Consider the following 19,660-nt stretch of genomic DNA (forward strand, 5'->3'; position numbering starts at 1 on the left):
GCGCGGCTGCTTGAAAAACCGATTGGTGTTTTTCCGAGTTCGATGGCAGTAAGTAAGCACCGTATTCGGCGGCTTGCGAGAGCCTCGGATCGCGGTGGAAACGGTGCTCGCGGGAGCCTGTCAAACCAGGCCCCGTGGGCGGTGCCCTGGTCCTATCGCATCTTTCCCTCATTTTCCTCCGCGGGATCGAAGTTGATGTCCCAATCCTTGACCGGCTTTCTTCCTGGAGGTGTCTTATGTTCGGTCGCGTCCTCGGAGCCTGTTATCACGGTGGGCTTAGCGCTGTGCACCCCCGTGGCCTTGCGATCAGCGACGGACTTGGCAAATTGACCCTTGGCGTCCTTCTCGATGTCCGACATGTCATTCGCCTTTCTGCTTAAGGCCATCGGAGATCTTCTTGACCTCGGGATCGGCGTTGGTTTCACCGTTGGCATCCTTGGCCGTGTCGGGATTGTCTTCGGCGGGAAGGTAGCCAGGCGGGATATTTTCCCGCGGTCCTTCCCATCGGGGCGATTGGTCGGTGGTGCCGGGAGCACCTTCACTTTGCTTGCTCATACCCATTGTAAAACTCCTTGTGGTGAATGGGTAACCTCGCAAAACATCACTTGTTCCGGGTTGATCATGATGTTTGGTTTGATCCGAGAGAGACAATCTAGTGTCTCGTTCCTTTTCCAGAAGCGATTGAGAGTGTCGCGGCCTTCCAGGTTTTCCACGATGGCGACAAGGCCATTTTGGTCGCGGGAGCGGATGGGGACTTGGCGGGGGGCGGGGCTCGCTCGCGCCATCAACCAATCTCCCCGCTTACGCGATAGCCACGAACCGAACGTCCCCAATTAAAGACGCCAGGACAGGAACGATCAGGCGACCAATAAGTTTAGTGGTCTCAACTCGCCAAAGGAGCACCATCAAAATGAGAACCGCCCTCGCCATCGCTGGACTTGCAATCCTATTTACTTCGCCCGTCCTCGCCCAATCCGCGGCCGAAAAGACTGGGGTCAACTCGGTCATGGGCGTTGCTCCAAGGACCGAGGACTTCGTCACCGAGGTGGCGAGCTCCGACATGTTCGAAATCGAATCCAGCAAGCTTGCCGTCGAACGCTCGCAGGACGCCGCGACGAAGACATTCGCCCAGCAGATGATCAGCGATCACATGAAGACGTCCGCGGAGCTGAAGGCGATGATCGATGGTGGCAAGGTCAAGGCCGCGATCCCGAGCGCGATGAGCTCGGCGCAACAGAGCATGCTGGACGATCTGAAGAAGCTCAACGGGGACGATTTCACCAAGCGGTACCACTCGGATCAGGAAGATGCCCATGAAGACGCCGTCGATCTTTTCAAACGGTACGGCGATGAAGGCGAGAACGCGGAGTTGAAGGCATGGGCCGCGAAAACCCGACCCGCGTTGGAACATCATCTGACGATGGCCAAGGACTTGAATAAGTAGTCTCGGATATCGGATTCAAAACGCCGTGGACCAGGAAATCCACGGCGTTTTGGTATCGACGCATTCGAGCGCGTTATTCGTTCCATCGCGACGCAGCGTTCGATGGTACAGTTCAACCTTCGCCTCCAGGCTCGACGCCGTTGGAACCGGTCCCTGGGAATGCCAGACGTGACGATGTGCACTCCGTCGCACGCGTGCCAATGATGTAGGTCCCGTTGAAGGCGAACCACTTCACAGAGGGCGGGTTGTCACCAGGACGCAAGCGGCCAGCGCGGCGGCGATCCGGGCATTTCGATTGGGCAAGCAGTCACTGGCTCCCTGGACCCTCGCCGTCTTCGACGGCTCCTTTCGCGGGCGTACCCAGCGCTTCCGACGACGGAGTTTTCCTCAAATCGCCCGTGGCCGAAGGCGCATCCGGATCGGCATCGTCTCCACGCATTGCCGAACGCAGTCCTTTCGCGGCTTTTTTCGCCAGCTCCTCGCGCCGCTCGTCGGCGCCATCCGAGACGCGCCGCTCGTCGGTTCCGGCCTGTTTCGATCCAGTCATCCTATGTCTCTCGTCTGTTTGAGGAGGGATGCATTGCAAACCGCGCTGGCATCCAAAGGTTCCGTCAGGCGTGGTCCGGCGCGCTTGCCCCTTCCCAATCGAGCCCCGAGAGCGGCAGCGACCAGGCCGGGCTCGGCCTCAGTACCATGGTCCGGTCAAGACCACTGACGTTGAACGCCGTCGACACTCGGACCGCGACGGGAATTCCTCCTCGGAAGGGCGCACTCGGCACAAAAGTTCATTCGATGTCAGATTCGGATGGCCCCGGTTTCAAAAGCCTGCCCGACGATTAGCGCGATAGGCGTCTTTTATTGGGAACAACACGAGGTTTTCGAGGTTCATGGGTTCCACAACGAAAGGAAACACCCTGTGCTCGGGGAGCCGGCTCCGGTGAAGGGCGACCCCGGCGGCAAGTCCCGCCGATCGTTGTGAGCGACTTTTCCAACCCGCCTAGAAATGTATAGGAAAGCTAATGAAAAAGGTTCGAAATCCGATTAACGCATCGCGACAGCGTTCTGGCCTGGAACGGCCGACAGAGGATCCCGGCGCGCGGGAAGGCCTGGCCCCCGCGCCCAATGAAGGGGAGATGACGTCACCTAGCGAGCCTAGCGTGTTCAACAGCGAGGATGAAACGGTATCTGTCCACGAGCGAGAGCGCGACGAGTGGATTAGCAAGCGAGCCTACTCGTTGTGGGAGCAAGCGGGCCGGCCCGAAGGGCGCCACGTCGAGCATTGGGAGCAGGCAGTTATCGATTTCAAGGAAAAAGGAAACGTTGACGGGGAAGACGCTCCAGACGGGGTTGGCGCGCCCGGCTCGTCAGGGACGTCGCGCGCCACATAGCAGCGACCGCCCGGCGGACGTTGCCCGGTCCGCGCCACCTTTTGCCTTGCGAGCGGCGCAACACCGGAGCCCACGTCGTTCAACTGGCGCGACGATGATCGCATCGCCGCGGATCGGGAGCGCTCCTCCCTTGGTGTCAAACGTATTGGAGAGTATCCTTGAACCATATCTGGCTTATCGCCGTCGCGGGAGGTGCCGCCCTACTGGGATCTGCGCTCGCGTTTGGAATGATGAAAGAGGATCCGAGACGTACGGCGTTTTCGATCGGCGTCGCGGTCCTCTTCGCGGTGGTTGCGCTTGGAGTTGCCCTTTTCGTGTCATCCTTCGCGACGGCACCGATCCGCGCCGCCGACAGGGAGCATTCCGAGGAAAAGCTGCCGGCCGGCCCCACCCATACCAAGGAGTTGCCTGGGAAGTAACGGTCTTTCCTCAATTAGGTCCTCGCGCCGCCCGCTCTTCATCCGGCTCAAGGCGCCGGGGGCGGGAGGTCGCTCACGAAGGTGTCGGCAATGAGGGTGCTTGGTGTTTTGGTATTGATTGCATGCTGCGCGGGCATGTGTACGACAGCCGCGTGGATCGCGACCTCACCCCAAGGGGAGTTTCTTCCTGGAGACCCTCGACTGGCCGGCCCAGGGGATATCCGTCGAGGAGAACAGATCTTCACGGCCGCGGATTGCTCCTCTTGCCACGCCACTCCCGGCCAAACCGACCGCCTTCACCTTGGAGGCGGGCTAGCCTTGGCATCGACCTTCGGTACATTCAGGCCTCCGAACATATCGGCCGACCCGATTGATGGAATCGGAAATTGGGACGTCTCGGACTTGGCGAACGCACTGGTGGCGGGGATCTCCCCCACCGGCGCCCATTACTATCCGGCCTTCCCCTACACCAGCTATACTTCGATGACACCGGGCGACATACGCGACCTTCATGCCTATCTCAGGACTGTTCCCTGGGTTAAGGGCCGCGCTCCACCGCATCATCCCAGCCTTCTCTTCGCGATCAGGAGGTCCGTCGGAGCATGGAAGCTTCTTTTTTTCAGTAAGGGTCGCTCCGCCGCCCCGCCAGCCAAGGCGGACAAGCTGCTTGCCCGCGGCTATTATCTCGTCGAGACGCTGGCGCACTGCGCGGAGTGTCATTCCAGTCGAAACGTCGTGGGCGCGATAATCCCGGAAACACGATTTGCGGGCGGAATTGATCCCCAAGGCACGGGCTACGTTCCGAACATCACGGCCGCTCGTATCGCGGATTGGAGCGAGGAGGATCTCGTGCGGATGTTGACGACGGGCGAGACGCCCAACCATGGCCGGGTCGGTTCCTCAATGTCCGACGTCGTGGAGAACACAGCTCGCCTCCCGGAAAGCGATCGCGAAGCGATAGCTCATTACATTAAAACGTTGGGAGCGATTCCCTCGCCGCGACCTTGAGCTTAGTGGGTATAAAGATAGGCGACCAGGTCCCTGGCTTCGTCGGGACTTATGCCACTCGCCGGCATCGCCGTTCCTTGAGCGTACTGCTCTGGCCCAACAATCCAGCGCCGCGCGTTTTCCGCGTTGTTGGGCAGGGTCCCGGCTATGTAAACGCGCGCCCGCAACCCCGACAGCGCCGGCCCAACCTGACCATCGGCGCCAGGCACGCCAGGGATCGTATGACAGCCAGCGCAACCGTAACGTCGAAAAATGGCGGGTGCCCGGTCCAGCTTTCCTCCGGTCATCAAAATCGCGGTCTCGCCTATTTCATGGCGCGTCTTGATGCGATTGACCATCAGGAACGACACTGCCAGCGCCGTGCACAGAAGGCATGTCAGCAAAGCGGGGTAACCCGTCAACCTACGCATTTTCGATCCTTGTGCTCGATTGCTTGATCCAAGCCGATAGGAGAAAAATCGCGGCTCCCGCATAGACCGTGCCCGCCGGGATCCACATTAAAAGCCCCGCCATTTGCTGATCTTGCAGGGGCGAAATTCCCCACTCGCGGGCGTCGGCGGTCTGAGCGACATAAAGAACACGCGGCGAGAGCGCGATCAACGCGCCCAACACGCTCGTATGCATCATCGTGACGAAGAGATGCCAAGCCGCGACACCCCGTTCGCTGCGCCAAATCATCGCCCACCAGAAGAAGATCGCCGTAATGAAAAACGCCAGATGCTGGGCCCGATGCGCCGTCGTGTCCGCGATGGAGGTGTCCAGCAGCACGGGTGCGTGCCAGACCCATATCGCCGCGCCGTGCAGCAGCGTCGCTAGCAAGCCGCCAGTTAGCGACGTCCATGCGACACGAAGCGGGGCAGCGTTGAACATCCGGCTCGCCGCCAGACGCCCGGCTCGCGGAAGCGACCACACCATAAATGCCGCCGGCCGCGAAAGGACGATAAGAGGCGCCGATACGGCCATCACGATCTCGTGCTCGATCATGTGCACGGCGAAAAGATGTTCTCCCAGCCAATGGATCGGCGATATCAAGGCGGCGGCCAGGGAGATGAGGCCGGCATGGAATGCCAGGATTCGAAGAACCGGCGAGCGCCTGTTGACGCAAACGCGTTTTAGCAATCGACGGCTACCTATCATGGACGCTGTCGCGGCCACGCAGATGGGGACGATGACCAGGGGGTCGAAGGTCCACGGATATGAGCGCGCGTGCGTTTCTCCCCCATGTGCGAAGGCATTGCCGGACACGGCGATCAGAACGGCGAAGGCAATCAACGTGCGCATGGGTCGACCAACATTATCGCGGCTCCCTGTAGACTGATCGCGAACATGAACATGGCCGCGAGAAGCTGGAGCGCGCGACCAACCTTTTCGCCAGGGGTTCCCAATTCTTGCCTACGCCCTAGACCGAAAATCGATCCGAAGGCGCTCAGGGCAATCGCCGCGGCGAACGAGACGAGCATCCAGCTCGAACCCGCGGCGCAGTCGCGCCACGGAAGTATCTGTCCGAGCTGCGTCGTGGCGGCCCAGGCTATCGGCGCGACGGCAAGGCCAACAAATCGAATGGAGCTTGGGGTCATAGGCGTGGGACCCAATAGATGCAGCCGTAGATTGGCAGCCAAGCCACGACAACGAAGTTCCAGTACATGGCGTTGTCCGCCACGTCGTCATGGCGACGCGCGTTGTCCGAGTGCCTTGTGAACATCAAGCAAGTGAGAACCAAGGTTTCGGCGAGATCGGTTAGAACATGGCTGGTATGAAGACCTAGCAGCAACCAGACGATAGAGCCGTAGGCATTGCGATCCCATCCCACGTGCAGTGCTGGAAACTCATGAATTCTTATGAGAAGTGGCGCTATGCCGAGGCAAGACATAACCAAGAGACCAGCTCTTGCCTTCGGCAGGTCCCGCCGCTTTGCCCAGCGTGACACCAGGAAATTTGGAACGAGGCTGGCCAACAACAAGACGGTGATGGCGGTTCCCGCCCAAAGATCCGGTCGCGGCGCGTCAATGGGCCATGCGGGGGCAATGCTCATCAAATAGAGATACATGACGATGGCGAGCGCGAAGCCCGTGCCCTCGATCACCATGAATGCCAGGGTACCCCACCATGCGGGGCTAGCGGCTCCGCTTGCGTGCGACGTGAGCGTGGAAACGTCACAAACCACTCTCTCCTTCATGACTCGTCCTCCGGCACGCCTTTTGGCCAGAACCAGCCTATCAAGGCAATCGCGATGGGGATCGAGCCCCACACAACCGCCCACGGGGTGAATATCGACCAAACCAGAACCATGGATGCGGCCACCGCGGCAAGGAGCGGCCAAATGGAATCGCGCGGCGATGACTCCCTTGCTTGCGGCGTCGATGACGCCACGGTGCTGACGAGCAACTCGCGTCGATCGACACAAAGGCCCGTGGCGACACAAAGTTCCTCATCGTCCCAGAGGGGCTCGCCTGAACGCACGACCGGAATCCGCGCGAAGTTGTAAGGCGCCGGCGGAGAGGCCGTCGCCCATTCCAGCGTCGGGGCTCCCCATGGATTTGGGCCGGCGACCGGGCCGGTTCGCGCGCTTCGAACGACATCGATCGCAAACAGGAGAAAGCCGGACGCCAGGACCAGCGCGCTGAGGCTGATCATGAGGTTCAGACCACTCCAGGCAAGCTCGGGTTGGTAGGTGTATACGCGACGAGGCATCCCGGCCAGTCCAAGGACGTGCATGGGAAAGAAGGTGAGATGAAATCCCGTGAACACGAGCGCGAAGACCCAACGGCCCAAATTCTCGCTCATTGTCCGACCAGTGAATTTTGGAAACCAATAGTAGATCGCGCCGAGCAGGGGAAACACCGCGCCGCCCACGAGCACGTAGTGGAAATGCGCCACGACGAAATACGTGTCGTGAACCTGCGTGTCGAACGGCACCGAGGCGACCATCACTCCGGTCATCCCGCCGATCACGAAGGTTATGATGAAGCCGAAAACAAAAAGCAGCGGCGTTTTGCAGACGGGCCGACCCAGCCAGATTGTCGCCAGCCAACAGAATATTTGCAATCCCGCGGAACGGCGATCGCCATGCTGGAAGCGGTGAAAAAGCTCTCCCCTAACCGTGGCAATCCGGCAACGAACATATGATGAACCCATAGGCCGAAGGCCAGGACGCCTGTTGAAACCAGTGCCATCACCATTGACAGGTAACCGAAAACCGGCCGCCGCGTGAAAGTCGTCACGATGGTCGATACCATTCCGACCGCAGGAAGAAATATGATGTAGACTTCGGGGTGACCGAAGAACCAGAAGAGATGCTGCCACAGCAGGACGTCGCCACCCTCGGCGGGATTGAAAAACTGCGTTCCCACCAGTCTGTCGAGGATCAGCGAGGTACTGGCGATCATCACTGCCGGCATGGCGAGGATCACCATGAACGACGTCACCAGCATCGACCATACGAACAGCGGAACGCGGTCGAGAGACATGCCAGGGGCGCGCTGCTTGAGGATAGTGACAACGAGTTCAACGGAAACGGCAAGTGCCGACACTTCGGTGAAGGTAATCATCTGCGCCCAGATGTCAGCCCGCTTTCCAACGCCATATTGGGGGCCCGACAGCGGCACGTAGGCGAACCATCCCACGTCGGGACCGGCATCGATTATGAATGCAGCCCATAAAACAATTCCGCCGGCCAGGAACATCCAGTACGAGAACGCATTGAGCCGGGGAAAGGCGATGTTACGGGTCCCAACCATCAGCGGCACGAGATAGACCGCAATCGCTTCCATGACCGGTACGGCAAACAGAAACATCATGTTGGTGCCGTGCATCGTGAATATTTGGTTGTACCGGTCTGGTCCAATGAATCGCGCTTCGGCTCGCGACAACTGCAGTCTCATCAAGAGTGATAAAATTCCGCCCAGGAACAGAAACACGAACGCCGTCACGATATAGCGGCGACCTATGATCTTATGGTCGACCGTGGACAAGGCACCCCAGAAGCTCCGAGGCGTACGCCAGATCGCTGTCAGGTGCCGGTCGACGTCGGCCAGGTCAAGGTCGGTGTCACGAAGATCGTTCGCACGGTCATGAGCCGTCATTTGAGGCTCTCCAGGTAGGCCGAGACGGATCGCAACTCGTCGCTGGTGAGAGGGACTGCGGGCATGTTGTTGCCAGGTTTAAGTGTTTGAGGGTCGGCGATCCACGCGGCCAACGTACCCCTCGTCCGGTCGAATAGACCCGCGCCAATCGTCCCGCGGCTTCCGACATGCGTGAGGTCGGGGCCGGTCGTCCCGTCCGCGGTGGTCCCGCGAACGCGGTGGCAGGCCGCGCAAGGCTTTCGCAGGAAAGCAGCCTTGCCGCGCGCCAGCTCCGGCTGATCTGGCACGAGACTTTCAGCAAGTTGGCTCGCATACCACCGACGATATGAAGCTTCATCGTCGGCCATGACCAACAGCGCCATGTGGCTGTGCTGAAGACCGCAGAATTCAGCGCATTGGCCGCGGTAGACACCTGGTCGATCCGCGTGAATTGTCAGGGTGTTGGTTCGCCCTGGTACCAGATCCTGCTTGCCGGCCAGGCTTGGGACCCAGAAGGAGTGGACGACGTCCGCGCTCTCGAGTTGTAGCCGCACACGGGTGCCCACGGGAATATGTATCTCGTTCGCCGTTTGGAATGCCGATTGGCCATCTTGGAGATAGGTGACGCGCCACCACCATTGCTCGCCTCGAACGACCACCGTCATCTCCGGCTCCCCGATACCGTCGATCAGCCGCGTGGTGTAGAAGCTCGCCACCGTCAGGCCAGCGATAATCACCGCCGTGGCGACGACCAACGAGGTCACGATGAACCTGGCACGTCTGTCCGAGCGGGCGGCGCGGTCGATCGGAGAGGACCGATGATGAAGAACCGCGTAGGCGAGAGCCGCCACGACAATGACCCCACACCGTCACGCCCACGAAGATGAGGATCAGCATGAGCTGCCTTAGGTGGACCGCGGGCTCGCCATGAACGTCGAGCGCTGACTGTGTTCCCGCGCAGCCGGCAAGTGTCCCGATGACAAATATGAGGGGTATCTTTCCATTCACGGGCTTGGCCCTTGCCGCGGGTGGACACCTATCGGACCCTCTTCGAACAACATGACCGCCGGCCCGCGGTTTTCCGCGGCCGCGCATGCTTGGCGTCATCTCGTCCGGGAGCACTGACTTTCGGTGTGTAGGACCCCATGGACTGAACATAGCCGGCGAGCTGCCAGATCTGCTCGATCGGGATGCGTTCACGGAAAGGCGGCATGCCGTGCGGCCGTCCGTCACGGATTGACGCAACGATCGAAACCATCTCCGGGCCATAAAGCCACCAGCCATCCAGGAAAGACGGGCCTTGCCCACCTCGTCCGTCGCCATGACATGTGGGGCAGCCGAACCAAGTATAAAGGCGCTTGCCTTGGCTCAGGTTATAAGCGTCGTTTTCGTATGGTTGGCCGCGCGCGAAGTCTATCTCGGGCGGCGCTCCACTTATGCCGTTCGGCATCAGCCTGAAACCGTCCAGTTCGGAATTAACGGGCGGATCGAGCCGGAACCTTCTGCCTTCGTCGATCCAGCCCATCACGCCGGCGCCTACGATAAGCGCGGCGGCAACACCCGACCAAGAGATGACATGCGACCAAGTGACGGCATGCCGGATCGGCGAACTTTGATCACGACAGTCCACGGGTTGATCGCGATCGCCGCGTGGAGCGCGCGCCACGCCCGAAAATCCTCGGCGGGCTGGGCGCCACGTCACGAACAAGGCCACCCCAACCAGCAGCATCGTAAGCCCGTTTATAAGCCTGGAAGATGTTATGATCATCCTTCTTAATCTTCACGTTAGTCGCGAGGTGCCTCCGAGGATCGGGTGACCGTGACAGGAAGCAGCTTGTAGGACGGGGTTTTGGACCTTGGGTCATGGTGGTCCAAGGGAAATAGCGGGTTGGCCTCCGGAAAATAGGCGGCGCACGAGCCTCTCGGGATGTCGTACTCGACAATTCGAAACCCGTGGACCATGCGTTTGCTTGATGGGTCGATCGCGGTGACAAGATCGACCGACATCCCGTTCTCAAGACCAAGGGCCGCGATGTCGGCGGCATTCATGAATACAACTCGCCTCGTTCCATCCACGCCCCGAAAGCGATCGCTGTAGCCATACACGGTCGTATTGAATTGATCATTGGACCGAAGAGTGGCCAAGTGAAGAACGTCGGTCCGTCCCTGCGTTGACAGGTCCGGGAAAAGCCTCCGCGGCGTCAAGAAATTCGCCTTGCCGTTCGCGGTGACCCACTTTCGTTCGCGCGCCGGAACGGGTCGAGGAAATCCTCCCGGCTTGAAAAGCCGCTTGTTGAAGTCCCTGAAGGTTTCGGGATATGTCTCCTCGATCGCATCCCTGATCTTGGCGTAGTCGTTTGTCCACTCGTCCCAAGGAACGCTATCTGATCGCAACGTGGCCTTGGCCAGCCCCGCGATGATCGCGGGTTCCGAGAGCAGCTCCCCGCTCGCCGGTTTCATTTTGCCAACGGAGCCGTGGAAGTGAGCGATCGAACTTTCGATCGACACGGCCTGGGGACCCGTGGCCTGTTGATCGATCTCGATCCTGCCCAGGCAGGGCAAGAGGTACGCGATTTCTCCGTGGACGACGTGGCTTCGATTGAGTTTCGTCGCGATCTGCACGGTCAGTCGCATTTTTCGCCAGGCTCGTTCCATTGCGTCGGTTTCCGGCGCCGCCCTCAGGAAATTGCCTCCGAGACCGAGGAAGGCGCGCGCCTCCCCCCCAAGATCGCCTGACAGGTCTCCACTGTCGTGCGGCCAGTCCATCGAGGCGGTTCGAAGTGGTAGAGCTCGGAGAGCTTGTCCAAGGGTACCAGACCTGGCTTCTCGGTTATGCCCACGGTTCGTTGCCCCTGCACATTGGAATGTCCCCTCACCGCGCATATGTTCGCGCCGGGCTTTCCGATGTTGCCACGAAGCAAGGCTAGATTGGCGACCATGTGGACCGTCTGAACGCCCATGAGATGTTGAGTGAGACCCATCCCGTAGACGAGTAGAACCGCCTTGGCGTTAGCGTATATGGTCGCGGCCTGCTCCATCTCTTGACGTGAGAGACCTGAGATTTTTTCCAGTTCGCTCCAGTCATGGCCGCGAGCCGCGGCGGAGAATTCCTCGAAGCCCGCCGTATGCTCCGCTATGAAGTCGTGATCCAGCACATGTTTCTTATCCACGGCCGCCATCGAAGCCGCGAACGCTACCATCGCGGCGTTCGAGGGATCGGCGGGTTGACCGTCATTTCCCGCCACTTTTGTGCTGGTTTCGGCGCGAAGGGCATCGTCCGCCTCGATCAAGGCCTTGCATATACCAAACAGCGCCGCGATATCTCCTCCGTTGCGCACCTGGTGGTAGCTCGACGAGATCTTGGTTTCAGGGCCGCCTAGCATTTGCGTCGGCGATTGCGGGTTCACGAAGCGCTCAAGCCCCCTTTCCCGAAGCATGTTGAAGGTCACGATCGGGACGCCTCGATCGACCGCGTCCTGCAGGTCATGGAGGAGCCTCGGCGACGATGTCCCAACATTCTGGCCGATGTAAAATATGCAATCGGTGTTTTCAAAGTCCGACAGGATCGCTGTCCCGACGGAGGCGCCGATACTTTCCGGCAGCGCTACCGACGAACTCTCGTGGCACATGTTGGAGCTGTCGGGCAGATTGTTGCTGCCATAGATGCGCGCGAACAACTGATACATGTAGCTCGCCTCGAGGGACGCGCGGCCCGAGGTGTAGAAGTCGACTTGCCTTGGCTCGAAGCCCCGGAGTTCCTTGCCTATTTCCGCGAATGCTTCCTTCCATGAAACCGGGACATACTTGTCCGTCGAAGGATCCCAGCGCATCGGATGGGTCAAGCGACCCTGCTCCTCGAGATCGTGATCGCGCCATCGCTCAAGCTCGCTCAATGTGTGGGATGCGAAGAATGCCCTGTCAGCTCGGCGATCGGTGATTTCCCATGCGGTCGCCTTTGCTCCATTTTCGCAGAACTCGAGGGGATGGGTTTTCGCGGGCTTGGCCCATGCACAGCTCACGCACATGTAACCTTGCGGCTTGTTTTGCTCCGATAGCCTTCTAGCGCCTAAGGCAACCTTGCGCTCCCGGAGCAATATTTCGGCGACGGATTTGGCCGATCCCCAGCCCCCGGCGGGTCCTCGGTAACGCTTGATCTTGGGTGGATGGCCTGGTTTCGCAGACATGGCGGTCCCTCTTTTGTCGGCAAACCACGAAACGTGCCGTTTGTTCCCGATGGTCATGGGGTGGTCCGCGTATCGAAGCCGGGGCGGCTCCACGCAGCCTCGCTCGATGGTAAGATTGGCCGACAGACGAGCGGGAAGCGTGCCTAAACTAACGTTGGGCCGTGGAACGTAACCACACCAGTCCCGTGGAACTATCCTTCATGAATGGTGTTGGGACTTGCCACGCCAGCGAAATATTTTCTTGGCTGCTGACTGTTTAACCACTGGAGAGAAGCCTAGTGCGACGGCCCGCCCTGAGACTGCTTGTCGGAAAACGTGTCTTGATCGTTGAAGACGAGTATTTCCTAGCCGATGAGACCCGGCGAGAACTGGAAAGCAATGGGGCGGTCGTCGTGGGGCCGGTGGGCACTGTCGGCGCCGCCTTGGAGTTGCTCGAAACGGAACAGGTCGACGCCGCCATACTGGATATCCATCTCGCCGACGAACTCGTGTTCCCGGTCGCCGAGGAACTTGAACGACGAGAAATTCCCTTTGTATTCGCCACGGGATACGACCCTTCGATCCTGCCCTTGAAGTTTACCGGTTTCGCGCTTTGCGGGAAGCCAACGGAACTCGGCACCATCGCCGAGGCTTTGTTCGGCAATGGTCCGGTGGACCTTCACTGACACCGTCTATCCGAGCATGCCGGCCAGGCGCGCGCGGGCGCGGCTCACCCTGCTCTTGATGGTGCCGACAGGAACGTCGCAACGCTCGGCGGCGAGTTCGTAGCTCATCCCCTGGATCAGCACCAGATCCACGACCAAGCGAAAATCTCGCGGCAGAGTGTCAATGGCCCGCTCCAATTCATGGGCTCGCAGCTTCCAATCCTGGGTCGGTGGTGACCAAACCTCGCCAGCGCAGTCATCCAGGCCGCCGACCTGTTCCCTCCTTGAGAGCTTGTATTTCGTGCAGAAGGTGTTGCGCATTATCGTGAAGAGCCAGGAGCGAAGGTTCGAACCGCGCTGGAACCGGTGCGAGCTCCCGATTGCCTTCGTCAAGGTTTCCTGAACAAGATCGTCGACGTCGCTCGCCCCCCGATGAAATCGCCGAGCGAATTGCTGTAACGCGGGCAGAATTGCCATGAGTTCGGCTTCAGTGAAACCAGTCGCGCGATCATCCAACATCGTTGCTCTCCCTTGTCGGATGAACATCCCTTGCGGGCAGTCGTTCCATCGACACGACGTTTCGTCTCCGACCGTACAGACAGGCACGCATTGTTGGTGATTTCGAGCGGTCATCGCGGGGTTGCCGGAGACACCGCCACGGCTTATTCGCGAGGCGACGATCTTCCAGCCAAGTCAGGGGTTTGATCGCCCCTCGCGCATCGCCTCGCAGATTTTCAATAGCAGGGGGAGCTTGGATAGCTGATCCAAATCGACAGACAGCTTTGGCTTCCAGTTCGGGTAACTGTCGCTCGTGCCGGGAATGTTGGTTGGGCGCTTTTCGTCAGTCATGTCGGCCAACCGAACAGCGGCGAGCATCGAGGAGGTCTTGGCGATGAATTCGTGCGCGCTCACGACCAATTCCTCCAACTTTTTGTCGTTGGTGGTCACCGCTGGCGGATCAGCGGGCGGGTGCGTGCCGGTAATGTCCAGCGCGTTCTTGAGATCCTCCCGTTCGTGACGCCGCTCCTCGACATGGGCTTTCGTCACATCCGGGGGGACGATCCCGTGTCGCAGTCGCGCTTGAATATCGGCGCCACGCCACCAGCCAGCCAACGTTTGATGATCATGGGTCGAAATGCACGCGATAGACAGCCGAGGATAGGCGTCGGCGGGCTTGAAGCCGTGCTCTCCACGCTCGTAGGACAAAATTCGGTAGGATAAAACTCCAGCCGCGGCCAGATCTTCCCGAAGGCCGTCGGGGAGCACCCCAAGATCTTCCCCGATGACGATACACCGAAACCTTTTGGAGGTCTCGGCCAGAATTCGCAGCAGTTCATCTCGCGGATAGTCGACGTAAGCGCCCTGATCCGGCGTGCATTCGATCGGCACGAGAAACAGACGTCGGAGCGCCGCGGCGTGATCGATCCTGATGGCTCCCGCGTAGCGCATCGCCGAGGACAGCATGCGCCGAAAAGGCGCCTCGCCTCCTGACGCCATGGCGGCGGGATGAAAGGCCGCCAGATGCCAATCCTGTCCTTGCGTCGCGAACGGGTCAGGGGGGCTTCCGATGGTCGCGTCGGAGATGTAGGCGTCGCGCTCACCCCAGGTGGCCGACCCATCGATCGCCTCGCCGACAGCCAGATCGAGATAGAGGCCAATCCGGAGACCCTCTTGGCGCGCGGCCCGCGCGGCAGTCATCAGTTGCCGATGCGCATGCCATTGCAGCCACATGTGAAAGTCGATTGTTTCGGCGTGTTCCTTGGCGAAAACGGCAGCCTCGGAGCTGGTGGCGCGCTGGTAATGGACCGGCCATGATTTCCATCCCGTACCCCGTCCGAGCCCGCCCATGTGGGACGACAGGGTTTCAAACATGGCGTGCCGTCGAAGACTTTCACCTCCGTCCTCGACGAAAGCGTCGAACTCCCGCCATTCATCCGCCAACTCGCCCCTCGCCGCCTGGAATTTTTTCCATAGATCACGCAACACCTTGATCTTCGTCTCGGCGACGCCGACATAGTCCACGAGGTCGGTTCGTCTTAGCGACTCCAACCTCGCGTCCAGTTCTGGGCTGCTTTCAAAACCCGTTATCTTGTCGGCCGCTATGTACAACGGATTGAGCATTTGCCGGTTCGATGGTTCATAGGGACTGCATCGATCCGGGTCGGCCAGGAACGGCGCATGCAGTGGATTAAGGCCGACGAAGTCAGCACCCTGGGAAGCAGCGATCGTGATCATTTGAACAAGATCGTCGAAGTCGCCCATGCCCCAGTTGCGCGCCGAGCGAAGCTCATAGAGCTGCAGGCTGATCCCCCAGACCCGCTTTCCCTCGAGAAAGCCGGGCAGAAACGACTTGGGAACGATCTTTTCCACCACTTGCCTTGGTGTGGGCTTGGGGGCGGTTTGGCGGGCGGGGTCGGTCTCGACCCCTAACGCGGCCAGAATTTTTCGCTTGGTGGCGTCCGTGATCGGCACCTCCACATTCTCCGGGCTCGGCCTTGTAAGGCTGATCCCGTGTTCTCGCGCAAGCTGGTCAAGATTCGGTTCCATTATTTTTCTTTCTGGAATACGCTCTCGCATCTCAATTGGCCGCCGGACTAATGTTGGCTGTCACGGCCCATGGCCCGAAAATCTCGTCGGTGGCCGCACCACGCGAGAAAATGACTTCGCCAGAGGGTGGTGATGGCGGTGTTCCTGTCTTATCCGAAAGGTTCGCGAGCAGACGTAGCGTTGACCCATTGTTCAGCACCCACTCGGCAACGGTCATGCTCCCATGTCGGTGGTGCCTTCCCACCCCGCCACCGGTCCCCTTGAGCAAGGGAACAATCCGTTGATGCCGCAGCGTGAGAAGTGACCGATAAAGCGCGAGCATTTCCAGCGCTTGTGGTTCGGCGAGCCTGGACCAGTCGAGCCTGGCCATTTCGAACGTCGACATCGCGGTCGGATCGAGAAGCTCATCGGTGTCGAAGCCGGGAAGACGAGACAGCTCCTTTCGGCGTCCCTCCCTCACCTTTCCGTTCAATTCTTCATTGAAATCACAAAAATATGGAAACGGCTCGCGCGCGCCCCATTCCTCGCCCATGAACAGCATAGGGATCTGTGGCGACAACAAATAGAGCGTCGCGATGGCCTTGAGCCGGTCGAGCGGCCGGTATGTGATCATGCGGTCGCCGAGCGCCCGATTCCCAATCTGATCATGATTTTGAATGAAGGAAACGAAGGCGGTCGGTGGTAGGTCGCGTGTCGGCTTGCCGCGATTTCCGCCACGATATGGCATATGTTCGCCTTGAAACACGAAACCCTGCGCGAGCGCCCGCCCGAGCTTGTCAGGCTCATCGGCATAATCCTGATAGTAGCCGAACGTTTCGCCTGTCGCCGCGATGTGCAGCACATGGTGCATATCGTCGTTCCACTGAGCGGTGAATAAGGTGGCGCGTCCAGTCTCGTCGCGCTTTAGGAGATCGCTGTCGTTGTCTTCGTTCTCGACGACGAGGTGAACATGCCGTTTGTCGGCCGCCCACCGAACACGGCGCGCAAGCTCGTGCAAAAGATGTTCCTCGCTGTCGTCCTTGATGGCGTGCACGGCGTCAAGACGCAAACCGTCAAGGCGAAATTCCGTAATCCAGAAAATCGCGTTCTGAATCATGAATTCCCGAACGGCGGCCGAAGCCTCGCCGTCATAATTAAGACCGTTACCCCAGGGCGTCTTGTGATGTTCGGTGAAAAGCGGCGCGTAATTGGGAAGATAGTTCCCGTCCGGCCCGAAGTGGTTGTAGACGACATCCATGAAGATGCAAATGCCGCGTTGGTGAGCGGCATCCACCAGCGCCATCAAATCCTCCGGGCGGCCATAGGTGGCGTCGGGGGCATAGGGGAGGACGCCGTCATAGCCCCAGTTGCAGCGGCCAGGGAAGTCACTGACAGGCATGATTTGAATGGCGGTAACACCAAGGCTCGCCAGATGGTCCAGTCTTTCGATAGCGGCTCGGAACGTCCCCTGCGCGGTGAACGAGCCGATATGGGCCTCGTACAGAACGACTTCCTCCCAAGGCCGGCCCGGCCATGAATTCGTGTTCCATCGGTGGGCCTTCAGGTCGACGAGTTCACTTGGGCCGTGAACGTCGTGGGGCTGATGGCGCGAGGCGGGATCGGGGACCGCCGTTCCGTCCGGTAAAATGAACCTGTAGAGGTCACCGGGTCCCACTTCAGCCACGCGGCATCGATGCCAACCGTCATCATCCCGCTCCATTCGCCAGGGCTCACGGCCGTCGACGCTCAAGAGAACCTTATCCATGAAGGGGGCCCAAAGCCGAAACTCGACGCCGTCGTCAAGAAACCGAGGGCCAAAGGAATAATCCATCACGACATCACCTCGTTATCCAAATACATGTTGAAACCGACGCGGCACTCCCGCCCGACGTTCGACCAAGGTGGGCGACCGGACGTGCCGAGATCCTTGAGACCCGAAAAGACGATCACGTCCTCACCGTCCTTGCCCGGCCGTGGCGCCGGTTCTTGACGGGTGACCGGCCTTCGGGCGACCGACGCGTCTCTCGGCTCCTTCGCTTTCCGCGTGCTCGTGCGAAATGTCCGCATGAAGCTGGATGGCTTGGCGCACACATCCCGGTCGCGCGCGAGTGCTCCGACCTTCAACCCTTCAGCGGCACGTGCCAACGCCGCGCCCTCCCAATCGCCAGGCCGGCTCCGGTGACAAGCGCTGCTGGTGGCGTCATTTCTAGCCTCCAATAATGTAGATGGTCGTCAGGAACCCGTGACATTGATCCGGGTTCCCCGGCCGGGGGCGTTGGCTGGATGAACAAGACCTGATCCGTGATGCGACTGGAGCCGTTGGCGCGGCAGGATTGCGTTGAATGGACGGGCAAGCCCGGTTCCAAGTCGCGGGCCAGCGGCGATTGGAAAGTCAGCGCTTGGAATCCTCCGCGTTGCTGTCATGCAAGTACCTTGGCCACCACGGCGGCCTCCACGAATGCCCGTCGAGCGAGCTCCGGGCTGCCGTGGCGGGCGATGGCGTCCACGCAACGGCGCTTGGCGATCGCGTATTCCGGGTAAGTATTGGATGGCCAGCGGCGAAGAAGCTCCGAGAGTGCCGCGTCGGGCCCGTCTATCCGTTCGCGGAACCCTGTTCCTATCCTCACGAAAACGGGCGTCTCCCAGGTAACGTGGAAGTCCACGTCAATAATCCTTTCCATGAGGGGCTCCTTTCTTGACATCTTTGCCGACAAACCACGCCCGGGCCGCCAAGTTCCTCCACCGGTCGGTTCGTGCGCTAACGGACACGAGCCATCCGGTTGGGAACCCGTGGCGAAAGCCAGGGTTGGGTGGGTGCAACCAAAACACATGGAGATCGAAAATGTTCTATACTGACGGGAAACTGCAATTCCCCGTGCGCGTTGAGACGCCCGACCCGCAATTCGCGCGAGCCTTGCAGCAGGCGATCGGCGGGGTTGAGGGAGAAATTCGCGTCGCCATGCAGTACTTTTTCCAGGCCTGTGGAGCCCGTGGCAATCCAAAGTTCCGCGACCTCTTGATGAACACGGCCGCGGAGGAGCTGGGACATATAGAGATGCTGGCGACCGCCGTCGCGCTCAATTTGGAAGGGGCGCCGGTCTCGGTCAAGGACGAGGTCGCGGCGGACCCGGTGGCGAGCGCGGTGCTCGGCGGCCTCAACATGAAGAACCTGCTGTCGGCTGGGCTTTCCGCGATGCCCGTCGATTCCGACGGCGTCCCGTTCGATATGTCGCACATCTACGCCAGCGGGAACATCGCGGCCGACATGACCGCGAACGTCGCGGCGGAATCCACTGGGCGGGTACTAGCGGTGCGTCTCTTCAATCTGACAAACGACGCGGGCATGAAGGAAATGCTTTCCTACCTCATCGCGCGCGACACGATGCACCAGAACCAGTGGTTGGCCGCGCTCGAGGAGCTTGGTGGTCCCACCGGCGTTTTTCCAATCCCCAACAGCTTTCCCCAAGAAAAGGAACTTCAGGAATTCAGCTACACCTATCTCGGCTTTCAAGCCGACGGCAGCGCCCCGGCCACGGGTCGGTGGTCGGAAGGGCCATCGGTCGATGGCAAGGGAACGTACTCGATGCGATCTCTATCGCCGATGGGCGAGACACCCAATCTTGGATCCGCGAAGCCGAACAGCGGCGCGCAAGCCGAGCAACTTTGATAAAATGGCGGGCTTCGGCCCGCCTCGCCGGATGAGCGATGAAGGATATTTTCCAGCCTTTCTGTCTGCCTGACCGCGCTACCCGCCGCGACTTCCGATGACGCGCGCGAAGCAGGAATTCGCGCGAAAGGTCATCACGTCAAATCTGCTCGAGATGGATGCGGCGAAAGTCGAAGTCGCCAGGGGCGAGCGAACGATGCCACGTTCGCCCAGGATATGCCGCGGAACCACGGCCAAGCAGCGACGCCGCTCTCGGAAGCCGCCAGGAGCGATGCTGTGACCGTCGCGCGATCGCTCGACTTGGAGCATGGAAAAACTC

The 19,660-nt window shown here is 60.1% G+C and carries 18 protein-coding genes and 3 pseudogenes; 6 read left to right on the forward strand and 15 right to left on the reverse strand.

Going from position 1 to position 19,660, the window contains the following annotated elements:
* Nucleotides 1-152: 152 nt before the first annotated feature.
* Together P3R82_RS09080 and P3R82_RS09085 are read right to left on the reverse strand one after the other, a co-directional pair.
* Nucleotides 153-359, reverse strand: a complete 207-nt coding sequence (locus tag P3R82_RS09080; RefSeq protein WP_111564018.1) for a hypothetical protein — start codon at nucleotides 357-359, stop codon at nucleotides 153-155.
* Between the two features lies 1 nt (nucleotide 360).
* Entirely contained in the window at nucleotides 361-561 is a 201-nt protein-coding gene (locus P3R82_RS09085; protein WP_111564017.1) for a hypothetical protein, read from the reverse strand.
* A 349-nt stretch (nucleotides 562-910) separates the two neighbouring features.
* On the opposite strand from P3R82_RS09085, the gene P3R82_RS09090 reads away from it, so the two are divergent.
* Nucleotides 911-1,444, forward strand: a complete 534-nt coding sequence (locus P3R82_RS09090; RefSeq protein ID WP_111564015.1) for a DUF4142 domain-containing protein — start codon at nucleotides 911-913, stop codon at nucleotides 1,442-1,444.
* A gap of 307 nt (nucleotides 1,445-1,751) precedes the next feature.
* Here P3R82_RS09090 and P3R82_RS09095 read toward each other — a convergent pair whose 3' ends face one another.
* Nucleotides 1,752-1,991 carry a hypothetical protein gene (locus P3R82_RS09095; protein WP_111564014.1) on the reverse strand — a complete coding sequence of 80 codons (240 nt, stop codon included), beginning with the start codon at nucleotides 1,989-1,991 and terminating at the stop codon, nucleotides 1,752-1,754.
* Nucleotides 1,992-2,577: 586 nt separating this feature from the next.
* Between P3R82_RS09095 and P3R82_RS09100 the strand changes: the two genes are divergently transcribed.
* The 3 genes from P3R82_RS09100 (at nucleotide 2,578) to P3R82_RS09110 (ending at nucleotide 4,259) form a co-directional block, all read left to right on the forward strand.
* Nucleotides 2,578-2,832, forward strand: a complete 255-nt coding sequence (locus tag P3R82_RS09100; protein WP_112950508.1) for a DUF2934 domain-containing protein — start codon at nucleotides 2,578-2,580, stop codon at nucleotides 2,830-2,832.
* A 158-nt stretch (nucleotides 2,833-2,990) separates the two neighbouring features.
* Nucleotides 2,991-3,251 carry a hypothetical protein gene (locus tag P3R82_RS09105; RefSeq protein ID WP_283193702.1) on the forward strand — a complete coding sequence of 87 codons (261 nt, stop codon included), beginning with the start codon at nucleotides 2,991-2,993 and terminating at the stop codon, nucleotides 3,249-3,251.
* A 135-nt stretch (nucleotides 3,252-3,386) separates the two neighbouring features.
* Nucleotides 3,387-4,259: a cytochrome c gene (locus P3R82_RS09110; RefSeq protein WP_283193920.1), complete on the forward strand. Its 873-nt coding sequence runs from the start codon at nucleotides 3,387-3,389 to the stop codon at nucleotides 4,257-4,259.
* Nucleotides 4,260-4,261: 2 nt separating this feature from the next.
* On the opposite strand, the gene P3R82_RS09115 is transcribed toward P3R82_RS09110, so the two are convergent.
* From P3R82_RS09115 to P3R82_RS09145, 7 genes and pseudogenes are all read right to left on the reverse strand, one after another.
* A complete protein-coding gene (locus P3R82_RS09115; protein ID WP_283193921.1) occupies nucleotides 4,262-4,597 on the reverse strand; it encodes a c-type cytochrome in 336 nt (111 codons plus the stop codon).
* Nucleotides 4,598-4,661: 64 nt separating this feature from the next.
* Complete coding sequence (locus tag P3R82_RS09120) at nucleotides 4,662-5,540, reverse strand: cytochrome c oxidase assembly protein (RefSeq protein WP_112437474.1); 879 nt, start codon at nucleotides 5,538-5,540, stop codon at nucleotides 4,662-4,664.
* Nucleotides 5,541-5,832: 292 nt separating this feature from the next.
* Nucleotides 5,833-6,435, reverse strand: coding sequence for a cytochrome c oxidase subunit 3 (locus P3R82_RS09125; protein ID WP_112436702.1), 603 nt, complete (start codon nucleotides 6,433-6,435; stop codon nucleotides 5,833-5,835).
* Nucleotides 6,432-8,341, reverse strand: a pseudogene (locus P3R82_RS09130) (cbb3-type cytochrome c oxidase subunit I). The gene P3R82_RS09125 and the pseudogene P3R82_RS09130 overlap by 4 nt, the downstream one beginning before the upstream one ends.
* Complete coding sequence (coxB, locus tag P3R82_RS09135; RefSeq protein WP_349294053.1) at nucleotides 8,338-9,171, reverse strand: cytochrome c oxidase subunit II; 834 nt, start codon at nucleotides 9,169-9,171, stop codon at nucleotides 8,338-8,340. The pseudogene P3R82_RS09130 and the gene coxB overlap by 4 nt, the downstream one beginning before the upstream one ends.
* 153 nt (nucleotides 9,172-9,324) lie before the next feature.
* Nucleotides 9,325-9,845: pseudogene (locus P3R82_RS09140) on the reverse strand (c-type cytochrome).
* 260 nt (nucleotides 9,846-10,105) lie between these two features.
* Nucleotides 10,106-12,504, reverse strand: a pseudogene (locus P3R82_RS09145) (FdhF/YdeP family oxidoreductase).
* 320 nt (nucleotides 12,505-12,824) lie between these two features.
* Between P3R82_RS09145 and P3R82_RS09150 the strand changes: the two are divergent.
* Complete coding sequence (locus P3R82_RS09150) at nucleotides 12,825-13,169, forward strand: response regulator (protein ID WP_283193703.1); 345 nt, start codon at nucleotides 12,825-12,827, stop codon at nucleotides 13,167-13,169.
* 6 nt (nucleotides 13,170-13,175) lie between these two features.
* Here the strand turns inward: P3R82_RS09150 and P3R82_RS09155 are convergent, their stop codons facing one another.
* The 5 genes from P3R82_RS09155 to P3R82_RS09175 form a co-directional block, all read right to left on the reverse strand.
* On the reverse strand, nucleotides 13,176-13,667 hold the full coding sequence (locus tag P3R82_RS09155) for a sigma-70 family RNA polymerase sigma factor (protein ID WP_283193704.1): 492 nt from the start codon (nucleotides 13,665-13,667) through the stop codon (nucleotides 13,176-13,178).
* Nucleotides 13,668-13,841: 174 nt separating this feature from the next.
* Nucleotides 13,842-15,695: a 4-alpha-glucanotransferase gene (malQ, locus tag P3R82_RS09160; RefSeq protein WP_112436699.1), complete on the reverse strand. Its 1,854-nt coding sequence runs from the start codon at nucleotides 15,693-15,695 to the stop codon at nucleotides 13,842-13,844.
* A gap of 31 nt (nucleotides 15,696-15,726) precedes the next feature.
* The gene (gene treZ, locus P3R82_RS09165) at nucleotides 15,727-17,505 is read right to left on the reverse strand and encodes a malto-oligosyltrehalose trehalohydrolase (protein WP_112436698.1); all 1,779 of its coding nucleotides are present in this window, start codon (nucleotides 17,503-17,505) and stop codon (nucleotides 15,727-15,729) included.
* The gene (locus P3R82_RS09170; protein ID WP_283193705.1) at nucleotides 17,505-17,819 is read right to left on the reverse strand and encodes a hypothetical protein; all 315 of its coding nucleotides are present in this window, start codon (nucleotides 17,817-17,819) and stop codon (nucleotides 17,505-17,507) included. Before P3R82_RS09170 ends, treZ begins: the two co-directional genes overlap by 1 nt.
* Before the next feature lie 275 nt (nucleotides 17,820-18,094).
* Nucleotides 18,095-18,355 (reverse strand): DUF982 domain-containing protein, encoded by a 261-nt coding sequence (locus P3R82_RS09175; protein WP_112436703.1) that lies wholly within the window; start codon nucleotides 18,353-18,355, stop codon nucleotides 18,095-18,097.
* 161 nt (nucleotides 18,356-18,516) lie between these two features.
* On the opposite strand from P3R82_RS09175, the gene P3R82_RS09180 reads away from it, so the two are divergent.
* A complete protein-coding gene (locus P3R82_RS09180) occupies nucleotides 18,517-19,341 on the forward strand; it encodes a manganese catalase family protein (protein WP_112436697.1) in 825 nt (274 codons plus the stop codon).
* The last annotated feature ends 319 nt before the right edge of the window (nucleotides 19,342-19,660 follow it).

Source organism: Rhizobium sp. AN80A (assembly GCF_030053015.1).
Classification (GTDB): domain Bacteria; phylum Pseudomonadota; class Alphaproteobacteria; order Rhizobiales; family Rhizobiaceae; genus Rhizobium; species Rhizobium metallidurans.

Coding starts and splice junctions, on each gene's coding strand:
- P3R82_RS09080 (WP_111564018.1), bottom strand. CDS start 359: ATGTCGGACATCGAGAAGGACGCCAAGGGTCAATTTGCCAAGTCCGTC.
- P3R82_RS09095 (WP_111564014.1), bottom strand. CDS start 1,991: ATGACTGGATCGAAACAGGCCGGAACCGACGAGCGGCGCGTCTCGGAT.
- P3R82_RS09100 (WP_112950508.1), top strand. CDS start 2,578: ATGACGTCACCTAGCGAGCCTAGCGTGTTCAACAGCGAGGATGAAACG.
- P3R82_RS09115 (WP_283193921.1), bottom strand. CDS start 4,597: ATGGTCAATCGCATCAAGACGCGCCATGAAATAGGCGAGACCGCGATT.
- P3R82_RS09090 (WP_111564015.1), top strand. CDS start 911: ATGAGAACCGCCCTCGCCATCGCTGGACTTGCAATCCTATTTACTTCG.
- P3R82_RS09175 (WP_112436703.1), bottom strand. CDS start 18,355: ATGGAAAGGATTATTGACGTGGACTTCCACGTTACCTGGGAGACGCCC.
- malQ (WP_112436699.1), bottom strand. CDS start 15,695: ATGGAACCGAATCTTGACCAGCTTGCGCGAGAACACGGGATCAGCCTT.
- treZ (WP_112436698.1), bottom strand. CDS start 17,505: ATGGATTATTCCTTTGGCCCTCGGTTTCTTGACGACGGCGTCGAGTTT.
- P3R82_RS09180 (WP_112436697.1), top strand. CDS start 18,517: ATGTTCTATACTGACGGGAAACTGCAATTCCCCGTGCGCGTTGAGACG.
- P3R82_RS09085 (WP_111564017.1), bottom strand. CDS start 561: ATGGGTATGAGCAAGCAAAGTGAAGGTGCTCCCGGCACCACCGACCAA.
- P3R82_RS09110 (WP_283193920.1), top strand. CDS start 3,387: ATGTGTACGACAGCCGCGTGGATCGCGACCTCACCCCAAGGGGAGTTT.
- P3R82_RS09120 (WP_112437474.1), bottom strand. CDS start 5,540: ATGCGCACGTTGATTGCCTTCGCCGTTCTGATCGCCGTGTCCGGCAAT.
- P3R82_RS09125 (WP_112436702.1), bottom strand. CDS start 6,435: ATGAAGGAGAGAGTGGTTTGTGACGTTTCCACGCTCACGTCGCACGCA.
- P3R82_RS09155 (WP_283193704.1), bottom strand. CDS start 13,667: ATGTTGGATGATCGCGCGACTGGTTTCACTGAAGCCGAACTCATGGCA.